Annotated in this window: 20 protein-coding genes; 4 read left to right on the top strand and 16 right to left on the bottom strand. The window is 55.4% G+C overall.

What is annotated here, in order from left to right; all coding sequences use genetic code 11:
* The 3 genes from G5358_RS01195 to cysC all read left to right on the top strand — a co-directional run.
* Window positions 1-690, top strand: a 690-nt coding sequence (locus G5358_RS01195) for an elongation factor 1-alpha C-terminal domain-related protein (RefSeq protein ID WP_421323436.1), incomplete at its 5' end; no start/stop codon positions are given.
* A 4-nt stretch (window positions 691-694) separates the two neighbouring features.
* Window positions 695-2,419, top strand: coding sequence for an SLC13 family permease (locus tag G5358_RS01190; RefSeq protein ID WP_005354701.1), 1,725 nt, complete (start codon window positions 695-697; stop codon window positions 2,417-2,419).
* Between the two features lie 28 nt (window positions 2,420-2,447).
* Complete coding sequence (gene cysC / locus G5358_RS01185; RefSeq protein ID WP_421323435.1) at window positions 2,448-3,038, top strand: adenylyl-sulfate kinase; 591 nt, start codon at window positions 2,448-2,450, stop codon at window positions 3,036-3,038.
* Window positions 3,039-3,219: 181 nt separating this feature from the next.
* On the opposite strand, the gene G5358_RS01180 is transcribed toward cysC, so the two are convergent.
* The 13 genes from G5358_RS01180 to G5358_RS01120 all read right to left on the bottom strand — a co-directional run bounded on the left by G5358_RS01180 (window position 3,220) and on the right by G5358_RS01120 (window position 15,106).
* Window positions 3,220-3,582 (bottom strand): hypothetical protein, encoded by a 363-nt coding sequence (locus tag G5358_RS01180; RefSeq protein WP_421323434.1) that lies wholly within the window; start codon window positions 3,580-3,582, stop codon window positions 3,220-3,222.
* Between the two features lie 237 nt (window positions 3,583-3,819).
* Entirely contained in the window at window positions 3,820-4,047 is a 228-nt protein-coding gene (locus tag G5358_RS01175; protein WP_421323433.1) for a hypothetical protein, read from the bottom strand.
* A gap of 2 nt (window positions 4,048-4,049) precedes the next feature.
* Complete coding sequence (locus tag G5358_RS01170; protein WP_421323432.1) at window positions 4,050-4,835, bottom strand: ATP-binding protein; 786 nt, start codon at window positions 4,833-4,835, stop codon at window positions 4,050-4,052.
* Window positions 4,836-4,972: 137 nt separating this feature from the next.
* Window positions 4,973-6,454 (bottom strand): antiviral reverse transcriptase Drt5, encoded by a 1,482-nt coding sequence (gene drt5, locus G5358_RS01165; RefSeq protein WP_279505894.1) that lies wholly within the window; start codon window positions 6,452-6,454, stop codon window positions 4,973-4,975.
* A 722-nt stretch (window positions 6,455-7,176) separates the two neighbouring features.
* Window positions 7,177-8,814, bottom strand: coding sequence for a PAS domain-containing methyl-accepting chemotaxis protein (locus G5358_RS01160; protein ID WP_421323431.1), 1,638 nt, complete (start codon window positions 8,812-8,814; stop codon window positions 7,177-7,179).
* 275 nt (window positions 8,815-9,089) lie between these two features.
* Complete coding sequence (locus G5358_RS01155) at window positions 9,090-9,950, bottom strand: TIGR03899 family protein (RefSeq protein ID WP_005335692.1); 861 nt, start codon at window positions 9,948-9,950, stop codon at window positions 9,090-9,092.
* Window positions 9,951-10,054: 104 nt separating this feature from the next.
* Complete coding sequence (locus tag G5358_RS01150) at window positions 10,055-10,531, bottom strand: DUF3299 domain-containing protein (RefSeq protein ID WP_041234071.1); 477 nt, start codon at window positions 10,529-10,531, stop codon at window positions 10,055-10,057.
* Window positions 10,532-10,563: 32 nt separating this feature from the next.
* On the bottom strand, window positions 10,564-11,811 hold the full coding sequence (locus G5358_RS01145) for an ABC transporter permease (RefSeq protein ID WP_421323430.1): 1,248 nt from the start codon (window positions 11,809-11,811) through the stop codon (window positions 10,564-10,566).
* Window positions 11,805-12,494, bottom strand: coding sequence for an ABC transporter ATP-binding protein (locus G5358_RS01140; RefSeq protein WP_421323429.1), 690 nt, complete (start codon window positions 12,492-12,494; stop codon window positions 11,805-11,807). Before G5358_RS01140 ends, G5358_RS01145 begins: the two co-directional genes overlap by 7 nt.
* 4 nt (window positions 12,495-12,498) lie before the next feature.
* The gene (locus G5358_RS01135) at window positions 12,499-13,077 is read right to left on the bottom strand and encodes a DUF2796 domain-containing protein (RefSeq protein WP_421323428.1); all 579 of its coding nucleotides are present in this window, start codon (window positions 13,075-13,077) and stop codon (window positions 12,499-12,501) included.
* A 31-nt stretch (window positions 13,078-13,108) separates the two neighbouring features.
* Window positions 13,109-13,408 carry a hypothetical protein gene (locus G5358_RS01130; protein ID WP_421323427.1) on the bottom strand — a complete coding sequence of 100 codons (300 nt, stop codon included), beginning with the start codon at window positions 13,406-13,408 and terminating at the stop codon, window positions 13,109-13,111.
* Window positions 13,409-13,452: 44 nt separating this feature from the next.
* Complete coding sequence (locus tag G5358_RS01125) at window positions 13,453-13,995, bottom strand: YtfJ family protein (protein WP_064335472.1); 543 nt, start codon at window positions 13,993-13,995, stop codon at window positions 13,453-13,455.
* A gap of 220 nt (window positions 13,996-14,215) precedes the next feature.
* Window positions 14,216-15,106: a hypothetical protein gene (locus G5358_RS01120; protein WP_421323426.1), complete on the bottom strand. Its 891-nt coding sequence runs from the start codon at window positions 15,104-15,106 to the stop codon at window positions 14,216-14,218.
* A gap of 139 nt (window positions 15,107-15,245) precedes the next feature.
* On the opposite strand from G5358_RS01120, the gene G5358_RS01115 reads away from it, so the two are divergent.
* A complete protein-coding gene (locus G5358_RS01115) occupies window positions 15,246-15,593 on the top strand; it encodes a hypothetical protein (RefSeq protein WP_421301084.1) in 348 nt (115 codons plus the stop codon).
* Between the two features lie 28 nt (window positions 15,594-15,621).
* Here G5358_RS01115 and ppa read toward each other — a convergent pair whose 3' ends face one another.
* The 3 genes from ppa to G5358_RS01100 form a co-directional block, all read right to left on the bottom strand.
* A complete protein-coding gene (ppa, locus tag G5358_RS01110; protein ID WP_005335667.1) occupies window positions 15,622-16,152 on the bottom strand; it encodes an inorganic diphosphatase in 531 nt (176 codons plus the stop codon).
* 216 nt (window positions 16,153-16,368) lie between these two features.
* Window positions 16,369-17,949 carry a DUF3369 domain-containing protein gene (locus tag G5358_RS01105; protein ID WP_216952039.1) on the bottom strand — a complete coding sequence of 527 codons (1,581 nt, stop codon included), beginning with the start codon at window positions 17,947-17,949 and terminating at the stop codon, window positions 16,369-16,371.
* Window positions 17,950-18,059: 110 nt separating this feature from the next.
* Window positions 18,060-18,941: a LysR family transcriptional regulator gene (locus G5358_RS01100; protein ID WP_216952038.1), complete on the bottom strand. Its 882-nt coding sequence runs from the start codon at window positions 18,939-18,941 to the stop codon at window positions 18,060-18,062.
* Window positions 18,942-18,949 lie beyond the last annotated feature (8 nt).

Here is an 18,949-nt window from a genome sequence, read left to right as displayed (position 1 = left end):
CCGGTGCAGTATGTGAACCGCCCCAACCTCGATTTTCGCGGCTTCGCGGGGACGCTCGCCTCCGGCATCCTGCGGGTCGGCGACAAGCTGGCGGTGCTGCCATCGGGCAAGGAGAGCACAGTGACCCGCATCGTCACCTTCGACGGCGATCTGGAGTACGCCCTGCCGGGTCAGGCCATCACGGTCACCTTCGCCGACGAGATCGACATCAGCCGCGGCGACCTGCTGGTGGATGTCGCCAAGCAGCCGCAAGTGACCCAGAATGTGCTGGCCCATATCGTCTGGATGGGGGAGGAGTCCCTGCAACCGGGTCGGGTCTACGACGTCAAACTGGCCACCAAGAAGAGTCGCGGTCAGGTGGAGGCTATCCGCCACCGCATCGAGATAAACAAGCTGGACGAACTGCCCGCGAGCGAGCTCAAGCTCAACGAGATCGGCCTGTGCGAGCTGAGCTTCACCGACCCGGTGGCGTTCGACCCGTATCAGGAGATCCGCGATACCGGCAGCTTTATCCTGATCGACCGGCTGACCAACGTCACCGTCGGCGCCGGCATGATAGTGGAAGGCTTGGCCGCCAAAGCGGTAAAAGGGCACTACAGCGAGTTCGAAATCGAGCTCAATGCGCTGGTGCGCAAGCACTTCCCGCACTGGCAAGCCCTTGCCATCGGTAACGACACAAGCAAGGAGTAAACCCATGACCTGGCAACAATTCCTGGTGCTGGGTCTGCTGGCTGCTCTCGTGGCCCTGCTGATCCAGGGCAAACTCCGCCCGGCGCTGCTCTTCTCGGGCGCCGTGCTCATCACCTACCTGAGCGGGCTGGCGGATATCAATGCCGTGGTGGCGGGTTACACCAACAGTGCCCTGCTGACGCTGGTGCTGTTGCTGCTGGTGTCGCTGGCGGTGGAGAAGACCCGCATCATGAGCTGGTTCGCCAATCTGGTGGGCACGGGTTCATTCAACAAGGTGCTGGTGAAGGTGTGGTTCTCCACCGCTTTCCTGTCGGCTTTCGTCAACAACACCGCCGTGGTGGCCTCCATGCTGGGAGCGGTCAAACGCAACCCCAACCATGCGCCGTCGCGGCTGCTGCTGCCCATGTGCTTCGCGGCCACCTTTGGCGGGGTGCTGACCCTGATCGGCACCTCCACCAACCTGATCGTCAACAGCTTCCTCATCAAGATGGGGGCACCGCCGCTCGGCATGTTTGACTTCTTTATGGTGGGGGCGGGCACCCTGCTGACCGGTCTGGTGGCCGTGCTGCTGTTTGCCCGTCACCTGCCGGAGCAGGATACCGAGATGAGCCGCGAATCCGGCTACTTTCTCGAAGCCAAGGTGGGCGCCGGTTCACCGCTGGCGGGGCGCAGCGTCAAGGAGAACGGCCTGCGAAGCCTGAAAAGCCTCTATCTGGCGGAAATCATTCGCGGCGAGCAGGTGATCTGCCCGGTGCAGCCGGAACACGAGCTGCACGAAGGGGATGTGCTGCTGTTTTGCGGCGACGTGGAGAGCGTCGGCGTATTGCAGGAGATGAAGGGGCTGGATCTCTACGGCCAGCACCGCCTCAACGGCCAGCATCTGGTGGAGGTTATTGTCAGCCACAGCTCGCGGCTGGTGGGTCAGACCATCAAGGATGCCGAATTTCGCACCCACTTCGATGCGGTGGTGCTGGCGGTGCGCCGTGGCGAAACCCAGCTTACCGGCGGCCTCGGCCAGATTGAACTACACGCAGGGGACACTCTGCTGCTGGCCCCCGGCCCCCAGTTTGCTCGCAACAAGTCGCTGGGGCGGGAGTTTGTGGTGGTAAGCGGGCTGGAAGCCTCCACCCGCCTCGATGGCAAGCGCAGCGCCGCCGTGGTGCTGGGTTTTCTCGGGGTGTTGGCGCTCTCTGTGTTTGATCTGGTGCCGCTGTTCAAGGGTTTGCTGCTGATGCTGGTGGCGCTGCTGCTCACCCGCATTCTGACCCTGGACGAGATCCGCCGCCGCTTCCCGCTGGATATCTGGCTGGTGGTGGGCGGGGCGCTGGCCATCGCCGATCAGCTGGAAAAGAGCGGACTGGCCAAGCTTATCGCCGACTGGCTGATGGGAGAGTTTAACGGTGCCAGCCCCATCATCGCCTTTATCGGTATCTATGTGTTTACGCTGGTGTTGACCGAGCTGATGAGCAACAACGCCGCCGCCGCGCTGGCCTTCCCCATGGGTTACCAGCTGGCGCTCAGCATGGATGTCTCGACCATGCCGTTTATTCTGGCGGTGCTGTTCGGGGCCAGCTCCAGCTTTATCCTGCCCTACGGCTACCAGACCAACCTGATGGTCTATGCCGCGGGCAACTACAAGATGCCGGACTACCTCAAGCTGGCGCTGCCGGTCTCGCTGGCCTATAGCCTCGGGGTGATTGTGATGGTGCCCCTGCTGTTTCCGTTTTAAGGCGTGAGCGCCAATCAAGGAGTGTGGGATGAGTAATATCGTATGGCACAAGCATGCCGTGGACAAACAGAGCCGGGCCGAATTGAAAGGACAAAAGCCGCTGGTGATCTGGTTTACCGGGCTCTCCGGGGCGGGCAAATCCACCCTGGCGGGGGCGCTGGAGCAGGCGCTGGCGGCACAAGGCAAGCACACTTATCTGCTGGATGGGGACAATGTGCGCCACGGCCTCTGTGGCGATCTCGGTTTCGATGATGCCGCGCGGCAGGAGAATATCCGCCGGGTCGGCGAGGTGGCGAAACTGATGGTGGATGCGGGCCTGATCGTGCTCACCGCCTTTATTTCGCCGTTTCGTGCCGAGCGGGCGCTGGTGCGCAGCCTCTTGGGTGAAGGGGAATTTGTCGAGGTCTTTGTCGATGCGCCGCTCGCCATCTGTGAAGAGCGCGACCCCAAGGGGCTCTATAAAAAGGCGCGGGCAGGGGAAATTCGCAATTTCACCGGTATCGACTCCGCCTACGAGGCACCGGAGCAGCCGGAAATTCATCTGCTTAACGCCGGTAAATCGGTGGAGGCGCTGGTGGATGAGCTGCTGACTGCCCTGCGGCAGGGGAACTACCTGTAGTGGTTGAGTTGTGCCATTTGATAAAGGGAGCTGGATTGTTATCTGGGCAACCGGTCCGTTGGCCACCACAGGTGCTGATGAGTTGGCAGCTTCTTTCATTTACGAAACTCCAATATCACTAACGCCTCAAACACCGGCGCAGCTTCGCTGCGTCCGGGTGATTTGACTTGTTATGCCTTATCTATTCATAGGAGAAGTAAATATTATCTTCTGCTTTTAAGGTTTTATAAATTTCGGTCAACTCTTTCACATAAGAAAGATTTTCTCTAATTTCTTTGATGGTTGGATTATCGTCAATTTGAAAAAATATTTTCTCCAGCTCTTCTTGCCTTTCATCTTCAATGAGCGTGAGTAGGATCTTCCGATTATCTTCGGTTAGTTCTACGGAAAGAACGTTATACTCCTCTCCCTCTATTGTAAGATCGTTATTTTCATACGCTACCTTTTTCGAAAATCCGATCTTTGCCAATCTCTCGTAACAATGTTCGGAAACACGAATAATCTTAGGCTCGTTCGTTGAATCAAAAAATGTTAACTCTAACATTATTCAGTCTCCTTTTTTTCTTTTAACTCTAATTCCTTAGCGACAGTCTCTCTTATGCGTTCAACTTCACCAGGCTCCAGGCCCTCATACAAAGTCACCCCCCCCTTATCAAGAATCGCCTTCGTCTTATGGGATGCGATCGCTTGTATTAGTAATATACTAACATTCCCTTTGTCTACGATATCTTGTGCTTGAGAAGGAAATATATTCTTCCTCGTCTTTACTTCTCCGAAAGATCTACTCATCATTACCATCCTTAGTGTACTTATACTTGCCTAAGTACTTGTCTAATGCACTGATTAAATCTTTTTTTCTATCCAGAGGATATTCAAAGTCTCCTCTACAATCATTATTTATAGATGGAGTAACAGGTATATCATGTAGCCTAGCAATTTCTACCACAAGTTTAATTGTATCTCTATGTTCCTCAAGTTTTTTTATCATCTTATCTTCATCAGTGCACAAAGCTAACCTCCTTGTTTCTGTCTCTGAGTGATTTCATAAAACGTTTTGTGATCTAAAAAATGATTTTTGCTTAATCCTTCCTTGCCTCCTGAAATTAATTTTTTCATGTAAGTCTTTGAGAATATTGATTTTAACTCACCCAAGGTGTGTTTTCTTTTAATATAGTCATCGAATACTTCCTCAATTGATTTTTCTTCAAGATGAAGCCCTGTAACCTCGGACAGATCTCTGAAAAATTTATTGAAAGATGATTTATCAAGCTCTATATTAAAGTCTTCGTCAAAGAAAAATCTCCTAAGAATCGAGGTATCAATGTTATCTTTAACATTGGTGGTGGCGATAATTATGTGTCTGTAGATCTGATTGCTACGCACCAACTCATCAATAATCGTGTTAAAGGTAAGCAATATTCTTTTTATGCTTTCGTTGTCATTTTGATACCTGCTTATTGTGAATGAGTCCACCTCATCCATCACGATAAAGCAGTATGAATTGTTTTGTTTTATTTCCTTATTTATTGACTTAAAGTAACTCCTCAAATTGGAGGAGGATTCTCCAAAATTATGAGATATTAGTTCGTCAACATTTAACCTTTTAATGTCAATATTATACTCACGCTTGAGCTTTTCATAAACAATGCTTGCAACTGAGCTTTTCCCTGTGCCAGGGTATCCATCAAATAAAAATGTCGGATATATCGACAGCTGTGAAAACTTCGATACTTGACTTGCGTCAGCATCCAAAAAAGCCTTGCAGTATTTGTATAGCCGTTCGATCTTTGCATCCATACAGTACAACTTAGTGAAGCTACTCAATATTTTTTCTCCTTTCACAAACATTGTCAATTTGAGGCATGACGCACCGATTACCGGAATTTTGTGAGCGAAGCGAATAAAATTTCCGAGTGCGGTGGCTTGTTAAATGTTCAGAGGCGCCGAACAGCGCCGGCTATTAGAAAATTCATTTGAGATACATTGCTAAAATACTTTAACAAATGATTCCTATTATTTTTGCTCATACCTCTTGTACCAACAGCAGATGACCAAGAAAGCCAATCAGCCCTCCCAACTCTCAGGTATTGCTCTCGTATATCTGGTAAGCCGAATCTTACATCTGGAATTTCTAATACCTTGCTTTTACTAATATCAGTAGCGTATTTATGTTCCAAAAGCTTTATCAAGATTGAGCTGTATTCAGAAGTTCCACTTAAATATTCTTCAGCTATTTTTGCAAACCAAAATAGTTGCTCTTCTGTAACAATTACTGAGTTGTCTAGGTGATCAATCATGACCTGAGCCAAAGAGCTTTTATCATCAATGTTTTTGCAGAAGTAAAATAGCTTTTTACTTAAATTTGGAAATCTATCAAAAAAAACTTCTATATATTCAAGTACATCTTCACCTTTATCATTCATAAAAGTAAGGATAAGCTCCGCATCCATTTCTTCTAGCTCTGGGTTATGAAGAAGGTTATACAAGTATTCTTGTTGCTCAGAATCAAGGGTCAATTCATCCTCAACCTCAACCTCCTCTTCACCGTTATACGTTTCTACGAGCTCTGTTCTTACATACAAAAGCTGCTTTCTAACTTCCTCTATGTGATCATCGATGCTCTCAATAGCAACCTTTCCCTGTTTTGTTTTAGAGTTATTGAAGCTAAGACCTTTCTCCCCTGCTAGCTGCTGAAGAAGAATAAAATCATGCTCCACCTTTTGCAGGTTATTTGAAAACAGATAAATATCATCCATAAATCGAAGCATTAAATCTGATTTCAATATTCTTGAGTTATCTAAGAACTTAAGGAACTCCGCGCCAATAACTTTGCATGGATGAATCCCCTGAGGTAAGCAATCTACACTTCGACCAGAGTTGATTTCTCTCAAAAACTGCCCCAGCCCCTCAACGTCTGATTGGTCCCTAGCTCCATCATCAAACCACTTTACAATGTCATGGTGATAAAGTGAGTTGAAATATGTAGCAATATCTAGTTTCAATCCATGTTCAAACTTGGCATTTGCTTCTGCGACAGATTTTTTAAAATCTCTATAGGCTTTGCTTAGAGGGATGGGCTTCCCGCTTTCGAAACGGTGCCCAAAGCTAATTCGGTTCTCTGAAAAATCTTTTCTGAATGAGGTTCGGTTTCTATTTATTAAGTCATATATATAAAATTCGGCAACGGGATCTAATTTTAATGTTCTCCTAAGATGCAAACCATGTTTTGCCGCATGGCATCTAGCTTGAGGAAGAAAGTGATGCGACTCTTCGTTATCATTCAATATGCTTTCATATATGTACTTGCTCAGTTCAGCTGCCGAATTTTCAATAACAATTCGATTTGTGTCCAAAGGGAACAACCCTTTAGAAAAGTCGTCATTGAAATACTCTACCGTTTTATCAACTGATGCCATTATTTACCTTAATACGTTTAACGGTGATTAGATGGAAGGCGGCACTAATCCGTTAGCAGAGCATTCCATATAACTCCGTAACATATTCACTGCCGTTAAGTAAAAATAATCATTAAATCATGATGTTATCAGCTTTCTTCTCGTGCTGGGAGCGTTCGATCGACCCCCTCTTTTTATGCCACTGTTACTACTGTATGAAAAAAAATCTCGTATGTTGGGCTAAAAATCTTAGGTTGGAGCTGAACGAAGTGAAGCCCAACGTTTACCGCGAAACGTATCTGCAAATTTGTTTTACCGATCGACCCAACCCATGTTTATTCCGCTCTGGTTGGCGTAATAATGCGCATCTGTTGGGCTTCGCTACGCTCTGCGCCAACCTACAAAAACCACGCTACCGCCCCTGAATTTCAGCCTCCAGTCTGCTGCTTGTTACCTGCGTTTTGGCACTGGTTTGGTTCATGGCTGACTCCTGCAAGAGGTTGCCAAGCGGCTATGTTACCGAACGGGGCTGGGGTGAAAAGCACAAGCGGGTCGTTTTCTGAGCAAGATCAATAAATTAATCATTAATGGGTTTAAATGTGGTCGCTCAACCGCTTGGGCCCATCAGCGCAGAGGGAAATCGGACAGTGAAACGGCAGTGTCGCCTTTTGCTGGCGGGCATTAAAAAACCCTATAGACCCAAAGGCCCATAGGGTTTTCTGCGGTGATTGTTTGTGTCGTGGTTATCTGGCCTGGCGAACCGGCACGGCGCGGGTGGTGGCCACTTCGTAGCGGCTCTGGGGCGCTGGAGCCCCTTTCTGGAACTGGCGTACCAGCCGGTCGAGATCGCTCAACTGGTTGACCAGCTGGGTGATGCCGTGCACGGCATGCTGGTTGCCAACGCTGGAGTCATCGGCCAAGGTCTTGATGCTGAGCACGTTGCGGTTGATCTCGGCGGTGACGTGGAACTGCTCCTGCACCGCCTGGGCAATCTGGCCGCTGCCGGAGGCCACCTGCTGCAGCATATCGTTGATCTGCTGGAGTATGGTGCCGGTCGCCGAGGCTTTTTGCTGGCAGCTTTCGGAGAGTTGGCAGCCCTTCTCCATCGCCTGCTCAGCCTCGCCAGAGCTGTTTTGCAGCTCGGTGATCATCTTCTGGATCTCGCTGGTCGAGGATTGGGTCTTGATGGCGAGGGTGCGGATCTCGTCGGCGACCACCGAGAAACCCCGACCCGCTTCGCCAGCCCGGGCCGCTTCGATGGCGGCGTTGAGGGCCAGCAGGTTAGTCTGGTTGGCGATGTTGTTGATCACATCGAGGATGCCGTCGATATCGCGGCAGTGGCCGACCAGCGCACTGATCACGCTCTTGGAGGTGGTCAGCTCGCTGTTCATACCCGCCACGGCAGCCACGGTTTCGGCCACGCTGTGGTTGCCGCTCTTGAACAGGTCGGCGGTCTCGTCCAGCAGGCTGGAGGATTCGCTGGAGCTCTGTGAAACCTCGCGAATGGATTCCGACATCTCGGTCACGGCAGTGGCTACCTGATTGGTTTCGGCCTGCTGCTGTTGCAGGTTGTCGGTGATGGATTCGGCGTTGCGCAGATCCCCCTCGGCGGCCTGCAGGATCTTGCTGCAAGTCTGCTGGGTACGGGCCAGCACGGCGTTGAACTCGGCCTGATTCATCACCATCGAGAGTTCGATGGCGGCGATGTTGTCCACCTTGTTGGTGTAGAGCAGCTGCATCAGCGGGTTGTCAAAGCGGCTGCGGGCCATCTTGTTGAGCTTGCCGAGGCGACGGGAGAGGACATTCAGGGTGATGGCCGCTATCGCCAGCGGCAGGGCGACCAGCGCCAGTTGCCAGTTCATGTCGTGGTTGTAGCCCAGCGCAAACATGGCGAGCAGGCTCAGCAGCAGGCAGAGGTTGATGGTCAGGGTATGGGAGAAGGTGGGCAGCTTGAGCGCCAGTGGCAGCTTGTTGTTGCGAAGGTCGGCATAGACCTTCTCGGCCCGCTGTTTGATCTCCTCGCTCGGGGCGGTGCGCACCGACTGATACTCCACCACCCGGCCGCTGGCATCCTTGATGGGGGTGACAAAGGCGCTGACCCAGTAGTGATCGCCACTCTTGCAGCGGTTCTTCACCGGCCCCATCCAGCTCTTGCCTTCGCGGATATGGTTCCACAGATCGGCAAAGGTCTGTTTCGGCATGTCAGGATGACGTACCAGATTGTGGTGTTCCCCCACCAGCTCGTCGAGCTGGAAGCCTGCTATCTCGCAGAACTCATCGTTGGCGTAGGTGATGCGGCTCTCCAGATCCGTGGTGGAGATCAGGCTCTGGTGGTCTGGATAGAGACGTTCTCTTTGGGTAACCGGTTGATTGATTCTCATGGCCTTACTCCCGAGCTGTGATGGTTAGATTTTGATCTACATCAAGACATCTGCAAGGGGTGGGCCAGCTGGCAAAAGCTAATGATTGATATGTTATTAGTGCCGTTTTGGCAGGAAAAGAACGTTGCTGTTTGCAATATGCAACGGAGCAGACGGGTGTGCCTCTGCGGCATCTGCAATTTGCAACCTATTCTGGTCAAGCCCATAAGCTTGGAGCCAGCAGCTGGATGCGAAGGAACCACGAACCGACGGGGCATCCGCTGCCCCGCCAGAGATCAGGGGAGAGGGTCGGGAGCGGGTGAAGAGGGGGCGCTGACGAGCTGCATCACTTCAATCTGGATCCCCTGCACCAGCACGGTTTTCAGATCCTGCAGGTACTCCTCCAGCGGCGACTCTTGCAGCAGTTGGGCGAGCTCGTTGCCCACCGGGGTGAGGCGGTAGTAGAGCAGGGTGATGTTGTTCTGCTTGCACTGCAGCCGCCAGCGCTGGTTGCCGAACTCCAGCTCGACCCCATCGGCGGGCAGCGGGCCGGATTCCAGCTCCGCGCGATGCAGCAGCCCCAGCTCAAACAGTTGCAGCAGGGCGTTGTAGGGCAGTCGGTATTTGCCAAGGCCGAGGCGCGTCGCCTTGGCGCGGCTCAGCAAGCTGGCCCCCTTGTGCAGCCCCAGCAGCAGTCGCTGCTCGTCGCTGCCGGTGTAGTGGCAGGTCAGCGAGCAGATGCGCTGGAACAGCTGGGCCTCGCGCTGGGTCATCTCTTTGAGGGTGGCGAGCGCCCGAATGGAGAAGCGGCCCGGCGTGGCGACTTCCAGCGCGAAGATCCGCCCCCACAGCTGCTGCATCGGCACCATGCTGATATCTTCCGCCAGTTGCAGGAAGCGGGTCAGCCAGTCGCTGTCCATCTCGCCGCCAGCCGCGGTCTCTTCGCAGTGGCGGGAGGCCATCACCATGATGGCTTCCAGATTGCGCTGGCGAGCAGCCTGATCTGCCAGATGGCGAAAGGTGGCGCGCTGTTCGAAGGTGCTGTCGGTATTGCGGGTGAGCATGCCGTCGATGCCGCGACTGCGGGCCAGGCGCAGGGTCTGCTCCTGGCTGCTCAGGATCGAACTCTCTTTTTTCGGGGGGGGGAGGTCTGCCATGCTGACTCCATTCGCACAGGTTCTGGAGCTGAATGTTACTCCAACCGGGATGCCAAGATAACAAAGCGGCCTCCGTGGAGGCCGCTTTTTTTGCAACGAGAGGATTACTCCTCGTAGACGCTCACCTCGACCGCTTCCATCGAATAGGAGGCGGTGGCCATCTCGTGGCTGGAGCTGATCGTGCGCATCTTGCCCTTCACCCAGATGGCATCCCACAGATCATCCACCGGCGCACCCTTGGGGTAGCTCACATAGATCACCTGATTGGTGGGGGGCGGCGGCACATGGATGCAGGCGCCGAAGTAGGGCACCAGCAGGAAGGCGGTGATCTTCTTGGCATCCCCTTCCAGCGGCACCACGAAGCCCGGAATGCGCACATCCTGGTTGTCCAGCTTCTTGTTTACCCCGCCCACCGGTTGCGGCACGGAGGCGAGATCCCCATCATGGTTCACCTGCGGAGGTGGCAGGAGTTTCTCCCCTTCCGGGATGAGCACATCCCAGTCGATGGTCTTGTAATCGGCGGCCAGGGCGGGCAGCACCAGCAGGCTGGCGAGCAGCGCCACAATTTTCCACTTCATCATCTGTCCTTCTGTTTCTATTTTGGGGCGTCTCGCTAGACGCGAATGCTCATACCATCGCTCAGGCTGTAGCGGTAAGCGCGGGCAGCAGGAAGCAGGCCAATCACCATGCCCGCCAGCCACACTACCCCCAGCAACTGCCACTCATAGGTGCTCGGCAGCCCCAGACTCAGTTGCAGGCCATAGTGGCTGAGCAGCCAGGGCGAGGCAAGCCCCTGCCCTAGATAGAGCACGGCGGCCCCGAGAGCGATGCCGACCGTGGTCAGCGCCATGGCCTCCAGCGCCAGCAGCAGGAACAGGTGGGCAGGGCCCGCGCCGAGGGATCGCAAAATGGCGAGCTCCCGACGCCGCTCGTTAAGCCCCGCCAGCAAGGTAGTCAGCATGCCGATAAGGCCCGCCACCACCACGAAACCGGCGATGACCGACAGCGCGGTTTCCGCCACGCTCATCAGGCTCCACAGCTCCTGCAGGGCGGCCCCCGGCAGGATCGCCATCAATGGCTCTTTGGGATAGGTGTTGACGCTGCGTTGCAGCTGGAACGCCAGGATCCGGTTACTCAAGCCCACCATAAAGGCGGTGATGGTTTTCGGGGTGAGATCCTGAGCCAGCGCCTGCTCCGGTGTCACGTTCTTGCTGTGGCGGCCGGTGTCCCAGCCCAGATGGATCGCCTCGATCCCCGCCAGCGGCACATGGATGGTGCGATCGATTGGGGTACCGGTCGGCGCCAGAATACCCACCACCTTGAATGGCAGGTTGTCGTGCTGGCTGAACGAGGTGTTGCCAGCGCCGTGGGCGATGACGATGGATTGGTCGAGGTGATAGCCGAGCTTATCGGCCACCTGGGCGCCGAGCACAGCTTCAAACGGCGTGTCGAATGGCCTCCCTTCCTGCAATTGCAGCGACTGTTGCTGACCGTACTTCAGGTGGGTGAAGTAGTCGCCATTGGTGCCGAGCACCCGAAATCCCTTGTGGGAGTCACCAAGGGAAAGCGGGATGGTCCAGGCGACGCCCGGTTTCTGTTTGATGGCTTGATAAGAGTCCCACCCCACGTTGTTGGTGGGGTTGCCGATGCGAAACACCGAGTAGAGCAGCAGATTCACCTGACCGGAGCGGGCGCCGACGATGAGATCGGTCCCCGAGACGGTGTTGGAGAAGCTTTCACGGGCCTGGGTGCGTACCCGCTCCACCCCGAGCAGCAGGGTGACGCTGATGGCGACGGCCAGCAGGGTGAGCCCGGCGGTAAGGCGGCGGGCCCAGAGACTTTGCAGGGCTAGCTTTAGCATGATGCCCTCCGGTTAAGTTGTTGCAGGTTTTCTACCCGCGGGAACAGGGGTTCGAGATAAGGGTCGTGGCTGACGAAGATCAGGGTCGAGCCCTGCTTGTCGCACTCCTCGAACAACAGCTTGATAAAGGCGGCCCGGTTGTCGGTGTCGAGTGCCGAGGTGGGCTCGTCGGCGATCACCAGCGGTGGCGAGCCGATCAGCGCCCGTGCGGCAGCAACCCGCTGCTGCTGGCCAATGCTGAGGGCATGGACGGGGCGATGCAGCGCGTCATCCGGCAGTTGCAGCTCCGCCAGCAGACGGCGCGCCTCCTGCTCCGGACTCCCTTGCAGGCGGGCCCGTTTGGCGGGCGAAAAGGTGAGGGCAGCGGTCACGTTGTCCTGCACCGAGAGAAAGGGCAGCAGATTGAACTGCTGGAAGATATAACCCAGATTGGCCGCCCTGAAGTGGTCACGGGCACGGCCAGAGAACTGGGCCAACGGTTGGCCCAGCACCTCCAGGGTGCCGTGGTTGGCGGTCTGGATCCCGGCCAGCAACCCGAGCAGGGTCGACTTGCCAGAGCCCGATGGGCCCTTGATAAAGACCCGCTCACCCTCGCGGATGGTGAGGGCGGGCAGATCGAGTACAGCGTCGCCACCTGGCCAGGCAAAGGCCAGATCGCGGATCTCAACCACGGCTTTTTTCATGGCGTTACCAGCTCAGCTTGTTGGCGGACGGGGTCAGTTCGGCAGCGGTCTGGCCGGTGGGCAGGATCCCCTGCACGCTCAGCTTCTCAAGGCTCGGATAGACGCTGAACAGGGTCGCCTCAAGGCCGGTCAGTTTGACTGGCGTGGCGCAGGTGTAGGTATACATGGCGCCCATGTCCGCGTGACCCGCTTCGTCATGATCATGGTGGTGTTCATGCTCGTCGCTGGCAGCCTTGTCATGGTCATGGTCGTGATCATGCTCTTCTTTGGCGGCTTGCAGCTCCTGCTGGGTCAGTTTGCAGCCAGCGGCCGGGTCGAAGCGGAACAGGGCATCAGGCTGCTGGAGGCGGGCGACCGCCTTGGCATATTGCACCTTCTCTTCATCGCTCTTGGCAGCGTGCTCGAAGCCCACCAGATCGGCGGCGGGGGCCTGCAGTTCGATCATCAACTGGTCGCCATCGACCACCAGATTGAGGTGGCCGTGGCCATGCTCGTGGGCACCGTGGCTGTGGCTCTCGTGTTCGTCGTGATTTGCGTGTGCGCCAAAGGCCGCAGCGGCCAGCAACAGAGTAACTGCTTTCATCTTTAATCCTTTTTCAAAACAAATAGCGAAATTAAACAAAGGGATAGAGAAAAGCAGAGGCGGGCGGCGCACGGATGGCATAGCTGTGAAGCGTGGCGGTATCCGCCGATCGTTGCATGGTTGCAACTACGGGCAGAACAGAGGTCGAACCGGAGAAACAATAGGGGGTAGCGGTGATGATCTGCTTGCCATCCAGATGGAGGGCGCAGACCAGGCAGTGATGGTCGTCGTGGCCGGGTAGGGCAGATTCAAACTGGTGCCGGGCAAGGGCAGGCTGCAGCCATAACCAGCCCAGCAGCAAGATCCAGATTTTCAGCTTGATACGACCCATAGACCCTTATGGAAAGGGCGCCATCAGCGCCCTTTCTCTCTGACTTAGAGATGGGACTTGATGAGCCCCATCACGGTAGCAATGTTGTTGGCATCGAGCTGGCCATCTTTGGCAAACAGCACTTTGCCCTCTTTATCCAGCAGAATGATCGCCGAGCTTTCCGGCGTCAGATCCCAGGCGTTGCGCGCCATGCCCTTGGCATCCAGCACCATGGCGGACCAGGGGAACTCTTTTTTGCTGTCCTCGGCACTGCTCTTCACGAAGCCGGAGGTGCCCCAGATGGCGTCATTGCTGTTGATGACGGTAACGGTCTGGTACTTGTCTTGCGGCAGCTTGGCGGCCTTTATCGCCTCGATCATCGGGGCGTTCAGCTCCTTGGCACTGGAGCGACCGGCAATATGCTGGATCAGGAACACCTTGCCGGTGAGCGAGGTGCTCTGCCACGGCTGGTAGCCGATATCCTTGCCATTCAGTACCAGCTCACCCTTGTCACTGATATTGACCAGCGGCACCGGGTTGCCATCCTTGAAGTTGTGAGCAAAGACCAGAGATGGCAGCAGCGCCAAAGTAAGTACGAGATGTTTCATCCTGATGACACTCCATTTGTTATGTTATAACGAGTTTCGGATTGAGGGAATGGGCGAGCTTCATCCTAAACTGATCGGATCTGTTTAAAAAGTGTTAAATAAGATCGCAATTCAGAAGCGTCGGCGCCCCGCCAGCCAGGTGGTTGGCTGGCAAGGGCGGCTAGGATGGCATGACATCGATAAAAATCAATGAATTGGCTGCTGGTCTGAGCTGTCTGCGTCAGTAGAGCGACTCGCTGATGAGGGGGATCTTGGCCATGGTCATCTGCTGGGCCAGCAGGGACGACCCGGTCAGCAGCACATGGCGCTGATTGTTGATCACCACCACATCACCGGGTACGCCACTGTCTGCCGTAATGGCCAGCCAGGCAGGGGAGACGCTGCCGATGCTGATATCCGGGTAGATGATGCTGAGCACATATTGCGGGGCCAGCTCCGCCAGCAGACTGGCCATCAGCAGCGCCTTCTCATCGCTGTCGGCCTTGTTATCCTGCAACGCCTGCAGTGGCGGTGCGAAGTGATCCAGCTGCTCCGGCTGGGTGGGAATGGCGTTCAGCCACTCCTGCAGCAGGCTGACGCTGGTGGCGAGATCCTTGGCGGCAAACTGCTGCGCCAGCGGCTTGAGATGCCCCTTGAAGTGGTAGAAGAGCTGGGAGTAATCGGGTCGCACGCAAGGCAGTTTGCGATTGGCAGGATGGACGCAGGGTATCACCCTCATCTGGTAGAAGGCATCCTCCTGATACTGTTGGTAGGCTTGCCAGAACAGCAGCGACTCCATGCTGTCGTCCCGCAGGGTGAAGGCCTGCTCCAGATTGCGAAACTTGGTAGCGGTCTCGGGGCTGCTCTGGTTGATCAGGTTGATGCTGTTGTAGAGCCGCGGGCTGATGTAGGCGTAAAGGGTCTCCAGCGGATTGGTGAGGGAAGCTTTCAGCAGGCTCATCTCGTGGCGACTGGCGGCCATCACCTGATCGTCGGTGGTCAGCTGGAAGTGCTTGCGCTGGCCATCGGTGGATTGCCACTGCCAGCTCATGTTGATTTCGCTGGCATTGCTTGTAGAACCAAGAGTGGTGCTGAGAGTGAGGCTGAGCAACAGCGCGGGGGTCAGCTTCATGGTGGTGCTTCCTGCAGTGGACGATAATTAACAACTAGGTGAGCCGGCACCACTTTGGTGATGTTTCGTTTTGTGATCTGGATAACAGATTGATGTGACTTTTAATTTAATTGTGAAATTAAGTCACTCTGGAGGGGTTATGAAGCCTTGGATCATAGTGCTGTTTGGGCTGCTCAGCCTGCCAGCCATGGCGGGTCAGGTGATCGTCAACAAGGGGATGTCCGTTGCTGATACCTTTGCCCTGCGCGATCAGTTGGCGCGCGAACACGAATGGCAGGAGTGGCTGCGCTACCAGCAGGCTATCAAGTGGCTGGAGGTATTGCCGGTCAACTGCGAGCTGATGAGCCAGCCGGGCGGCGGCTATCGCTGTGGCGGTGATTACTATCGTCCCTACCAGAAAGATGGTCGTGAAATATACATTCAGGGCAATCCTAGCGGAGATGCGGCCGGTCAGCTGCCGCAAATACCGACAAAAAAGGCGCCATAAGGCGCCTTTTTTACAAGCGAAGTGACGCTTACTTGGCAGCGTAACGCTCGGCAGAGGTCTTGATCTCGGCTTCTGCAGCGGCCTTGTCGCCCCAACCTTCCACCTTGACCCATTTGCCCGCTTCCAGCTCTTTGTAGCGCTCGAAGAAGTGCTGGATCTGGGCTTTCAGCAGTTCCGGCAGATCGTTCACATCCTGGATGTGGTCGTACTGCTTGGTCAGCTTGGAGTGCGGCACGGCAACGATCTTGGCATCTTCGCCAGATTCGTCGGTCATCTTCAGCACGCCAACCGGGCGGCAGCGAATGACGGAGCCGGCCAGCAGCGGGTAGGGGGTCGGAACCAGTACGTCGACGGGGTCACCATCCAGAGAGAGGGTCGCGTTCACGTAGCCGTAGTTGCACGGATAGAACATCGGGGTAGACATGAAGCGATCAACGAAAATAGCACCGCTGTCCTTGTCGACTTCGTATTTGATCGGGTCGGCATTCTGCGGGATTTCGATGATGACATAGATATCGTCGGGCAGGCTCTTGCCAGCCGGTACCAGGTTCAGGCTCATGATAATTCCTTCGTTGTTAGTATCAGGTTTGCAGGCCGATATTATAGCGATGTGATGTTAAATGACCATATTTCAGCGGTTATCGTTAACAAAGAAGGGGGATGTTTCCGCTTTGCGGCACTTTGATGTGTGCGGGATGCAACAAAACGGCTGTTTTGATGCTCTGCCGGTGAGCAAGGTCACCGGCAGAGCATGTGGAGTTGCGAGTAAAGAGGGTCAGAGCGAGTAGGGGAGTCTCGACTCGTTGACCAGTCGCGACAGGGCTGTCACTACATGAGGGTCAAACTGGGTACCGGAGCGGGACTGGATATACTCCATGGTCTGCGTCAGCGTCCAGGGCTCCTTGTAGGGGCGCTTGCTGAGCAGGGCATCGAACACATCGACTACCGCCACAATCCGCGCCGACAGCGGGATCTGCTGGCCAGCCAGCTGCTGCGGGTAGCCCTTGCCATCGAAGTGCTCATGGTGGCCCCGGGCGATCTCTGCCCCCAGCGAGAGGTAGCTGGTTCCCTCCACCATTTCGCCCGCCTTGTGCAGGATATTGGCGCCGATACCGGCGTGCTGCTCCATGATGGCCCGCTCTTCCGGGTCGAAACGGCCGGGCTTGTGCAGGATATGGTCCGGGGTGCCCACCTTGCCCACATCGTGCAGGATGGAAGCCATACCGATCATTTCGACAAACTCCGGAGTCAGTTGCTCCGGGTAGACCGCCATCTGCTTCAATTCGGCCACGATGGCATCCGAGAGCTTCTGCACCCGCAAGACATGCTCGCCGGTATCGGAATCACGAAACTCCGCCAGCGCCGCCAGCGCCACCACGGTGGCCTCCTGGGCACGAAGCAGCTGGTTGTAGAGATAGAGATTGTCGTAGGCCGCCGAGATGCGCTGGCAGAAGACATCCAGCAGGTCGCACTCGAGAGGATCCAGAGGCTGGGTCGGGGTGAAGCTCAACACGAACTCGCGGCCATTCTGGGCTGCAATATAGAGAGAGTCCTGCGGGTGTTCAAAGCGGTTGCAGCGCTCGTTTAACGCCTTCATGACCGACTCTTTCAGGGCAGAAAATTCATCAAGGCTCTTCTCCTCCAGCAGCGCCTCGTAGTCTCCGGTTGCCGCCAGGATCTCAAGCCCATGTTCGCCTGGACGGCGTTCGGCACAGATGGCCCCTTCGGTGCCCACATCGAGAATGGCGCTGATCTGTTTGAGCACGCCGGAAGCAAACTCCTTGAGTGAATGGAGATGGTAGAGATCGCCCGCGCCCTCCAGAATTTTGCCGAGTCCCTGTCGGCTCTTGTCGATGGCGCTGAGGGTTTCGTAGGAGCGAAGGGAGGCGATGACGGTGGTGAAGAGTTTTTGTACCGTCAACTCGGTCTTGGTCTTGTAGTCGTTGATGTCGTAATCGAGGATCACCCTTTGTTCCGGTGCCTGACCGGGTTGGCCGGTACGCAGCACGATCCGCACCAGCGAGTTGCGCATCTCGTTGCGGATCCGGTGCACCAGCCGCAAACCGGCATCTTCGGTCTCCATCACCACATCCAGCAGGATCAGGGCAATCCTGGGATTGGCCTCCAGCATGGTGGCGGCTTCTGCACCACTATAGGCGTTGAGCAGCTCGAGCGGGCGAGATTTGTATTGAATATTGGAGAGGGCAAGCCGGGTGGCGTGATGAATATCCGGCTCATCATCCACGATCAGCACTTGCCAGGGATTGAGTGCCTTGGGGACCACGACCTCTTCATCATCGAGTTCGATGATGTCGTCATCCAGCCAGATATCGTCCTTGTCTTGGGCACTGCTCATATCGGTTACGCCTCCGGCGCTCAATGAGTATGTGAAGAGTATGCACGATCACCTCTGTCAGGATCATCAGGATAAGCAGATATCGTGAGCTGGCACCGCCTCTTTCATCTTTACTCGAAAGGCTCAAGATAACTCTGGATCGATTTTTTCAACCAGGCCAATACTTTGCCGTGATAGGCATTTTCTGCCAGATAGACGCCATAGTCTCGCCACTGCAGGCTGAACTTGTGCTTCAGGGTCAGCAGGGTGCCTTGTCGCAGCTGGCTCTGGATCAGTGGCGAGGGGAGCACCGCCCAGCCCAGTCCGTCCAGCACCGCATTGCGCATCAACTCGAAGCTGGAGAGACCTATATGCTGGCCTCCCACAGGTAGCAGGCTTTTTACCGAAAATTCATCTACATACGAGAGGGTGACCTGGGTGTGATCGGTCAGATCCTGCTGTTTGACCCGCTTCAGTCCGGCTAGCGGATGGCTGGGGGCCACCACCATCAGGGTGCGGATCGGGTTGAGCACGTCGATATTGAGGCCGCTGCGCTCCTGATCTTCTGTGATAAGGCCAAAAGCGGCATCGACGAACCCCTCTTCCACCAGCGCTGGCAGTTCAGGCGGAGAGGCGAGCACCAGCGAGATACTGGTGCCGGGAAACTGGCTGTGCAAGGCGGCCAGCATCTCGCGCCACACTTGCTCGGGGATGGCGTCATCGCGGGCAACCCGCAGCGCCACTTCGGCCCCCGAGGCGTAATGTTTGCACTTCTGCTGCAAGCTGTTGGCTGCCTGCAGCAGGCGAGTGCAATCATCCAGCACCAGCTCGCCGATCTCGGTCAGGCGACTCTGATTGGCACCTCGTTCAAAAAGTTCGACGCCAAGCTCAACTTCCAGCGCCGCGATGGAGGTGCTGACGGCGCTGCGGCTTTTGCCGAGGCGACGGGCAGTGTTGGCAATAGAGCCACTATTGGCGGACTCTACAAAGAGTTCTATCTGATATAGCTTCATGTTTTACA

It is taken from the genome of Aeromonas sp. 604176 (genome assembly GCF_049170755.1).
Taxonomy (GTDB): domain Bacteria; phylum Pseudomonadota; class Gammaproteobacteria; order Enterobacterales; family Aeromonadaceae; genus Aeromonas; species Aeromonas veronii_A.
The sequence above is the reverse complement of the archived record's forward strand: the minus strand, read 5'-3'. Positions and strand labels throughout refer to the sequence as shown.

Coding starts and splice junctions, on each gene's coding strand:
- G5358_RS01125 (WP_064335472.1), bottom strand. CDS start 13,995: ATGAAACATCTCGTACTTACTTTGGCGCTGCTGCCATCTCTGGTCTTT.
- G5358_RS01145 (WP_421323430.1), bottom strand. CDS start 11,811: ATGCTAAAGCTAGCCCTGCAAAGTCTCTGGGCCCGCCGCCTTACCGCC.
- cysC (WP_421323435.1), top strand. CDS start 2,448: ATGAGTAATATCGTATGGCACAAGCATGCCGTGGACAAACAGAGCCGG.
- G5358_RS01170 (WP_421323432.1), bottom strand. CDS start 4,835: ATGGATGCAAAGATCGAACGGCTATACAAATACTGCAAGGCTTTTTTG.
- ppa (WP_005335667.1), bottom strand. CDS start 16,152: ATGAGCCTGAACCTGGTACCGGCTGGCAAGAGCCTGCCCGACGATATC.
- G5358_RS01190 (WP_005354701.1), top strand. CDS start 695: ATGACCTGGCAACAATTCCTGGTGCTGGGTCTGCTGGCTGCTCTCGTG.
- G5358_RS01105 (WP_216952039.1), bottom strand. CDS start 17,949: ATGAGCAGTGCCCAAGACAAGGACGATATCTGGCTGGATGACGACATC.
- G5358_RS01115 (WP_421301084.1), top strand. CDS start 15,246: ATGAAGCCTTGGATCATAGTGCTGTTTGGGCTGCTCAGCCTGCCAGCC.
- G5358_RS01150 (WP_041234071.1), bottom strand. CDS start 10,531: ATGATGAAGTGGAAAATTGTGGCGCTGCTCGCCAGCCTGCTGGTGCTG.
- G5358_RS01100 (WP_216952038.1), bottom strand. CDS start 18,941: ATGAAGCTATATCAGATAGAACTCTTTGTAGAGTCCGCCAATAGTGGC.
- G5358_RS01130 (WP_421323427.1), bottom strand. CDS start 13,408: ATGGGTCGTATCAAGCTGAAAATCTGGATCTTGCTGCTGGGCTGGTTA.
- G5358_RS01140 (WP_421323429.1), bottom strand. CDS start 12,494: ATGAAAAAAGCCGTGGTTGAGATCCGCGATCTGGCCTTTGCCTGGCCA.
- drt5 (WP_279505894.1), bottom strand. CDS start 6,454: ATGGCATCAGTTGATAAAACGGTAGAGTATTTCAATGACGACTTTTCT.
- G5358_RS01120 (WP_421323426.1), bottom strand. CDS start 15,106: ATGAAGCTGACCCCCGCGCTGTTGCTCAGCCTCACTCTCAGCACCACT.
- G5358_RS01180 (WP_421323434.1), bottom strand. CDS start 3,582: ATGTTAGAGTTAACATTTTTTGATTCAACGAACGAGCCTAAGATTATT.
- G5358_RS01155 (WP_005335692.1), bottom strand. CDS start 9,950: ATGGCAGACCTCCCCCCCCCGAAAAAAGAGAGTTCGATCCTGAGCAGC.
- G5358_RS01135 (WP_421323428.1), bottom strand. CDS start 13,077: ATGAAAGCAGTTACTCTGTTGCTGGCCGCTGCGGCCTTTGGCGCACAC.
- G5358_RS01160 (WP_421323431.1), bottom strand. CDS start 8,814: ATGAGAATCAATCAACCGGTTACCCAAAGAGAACGTCTCTATCCAGAC.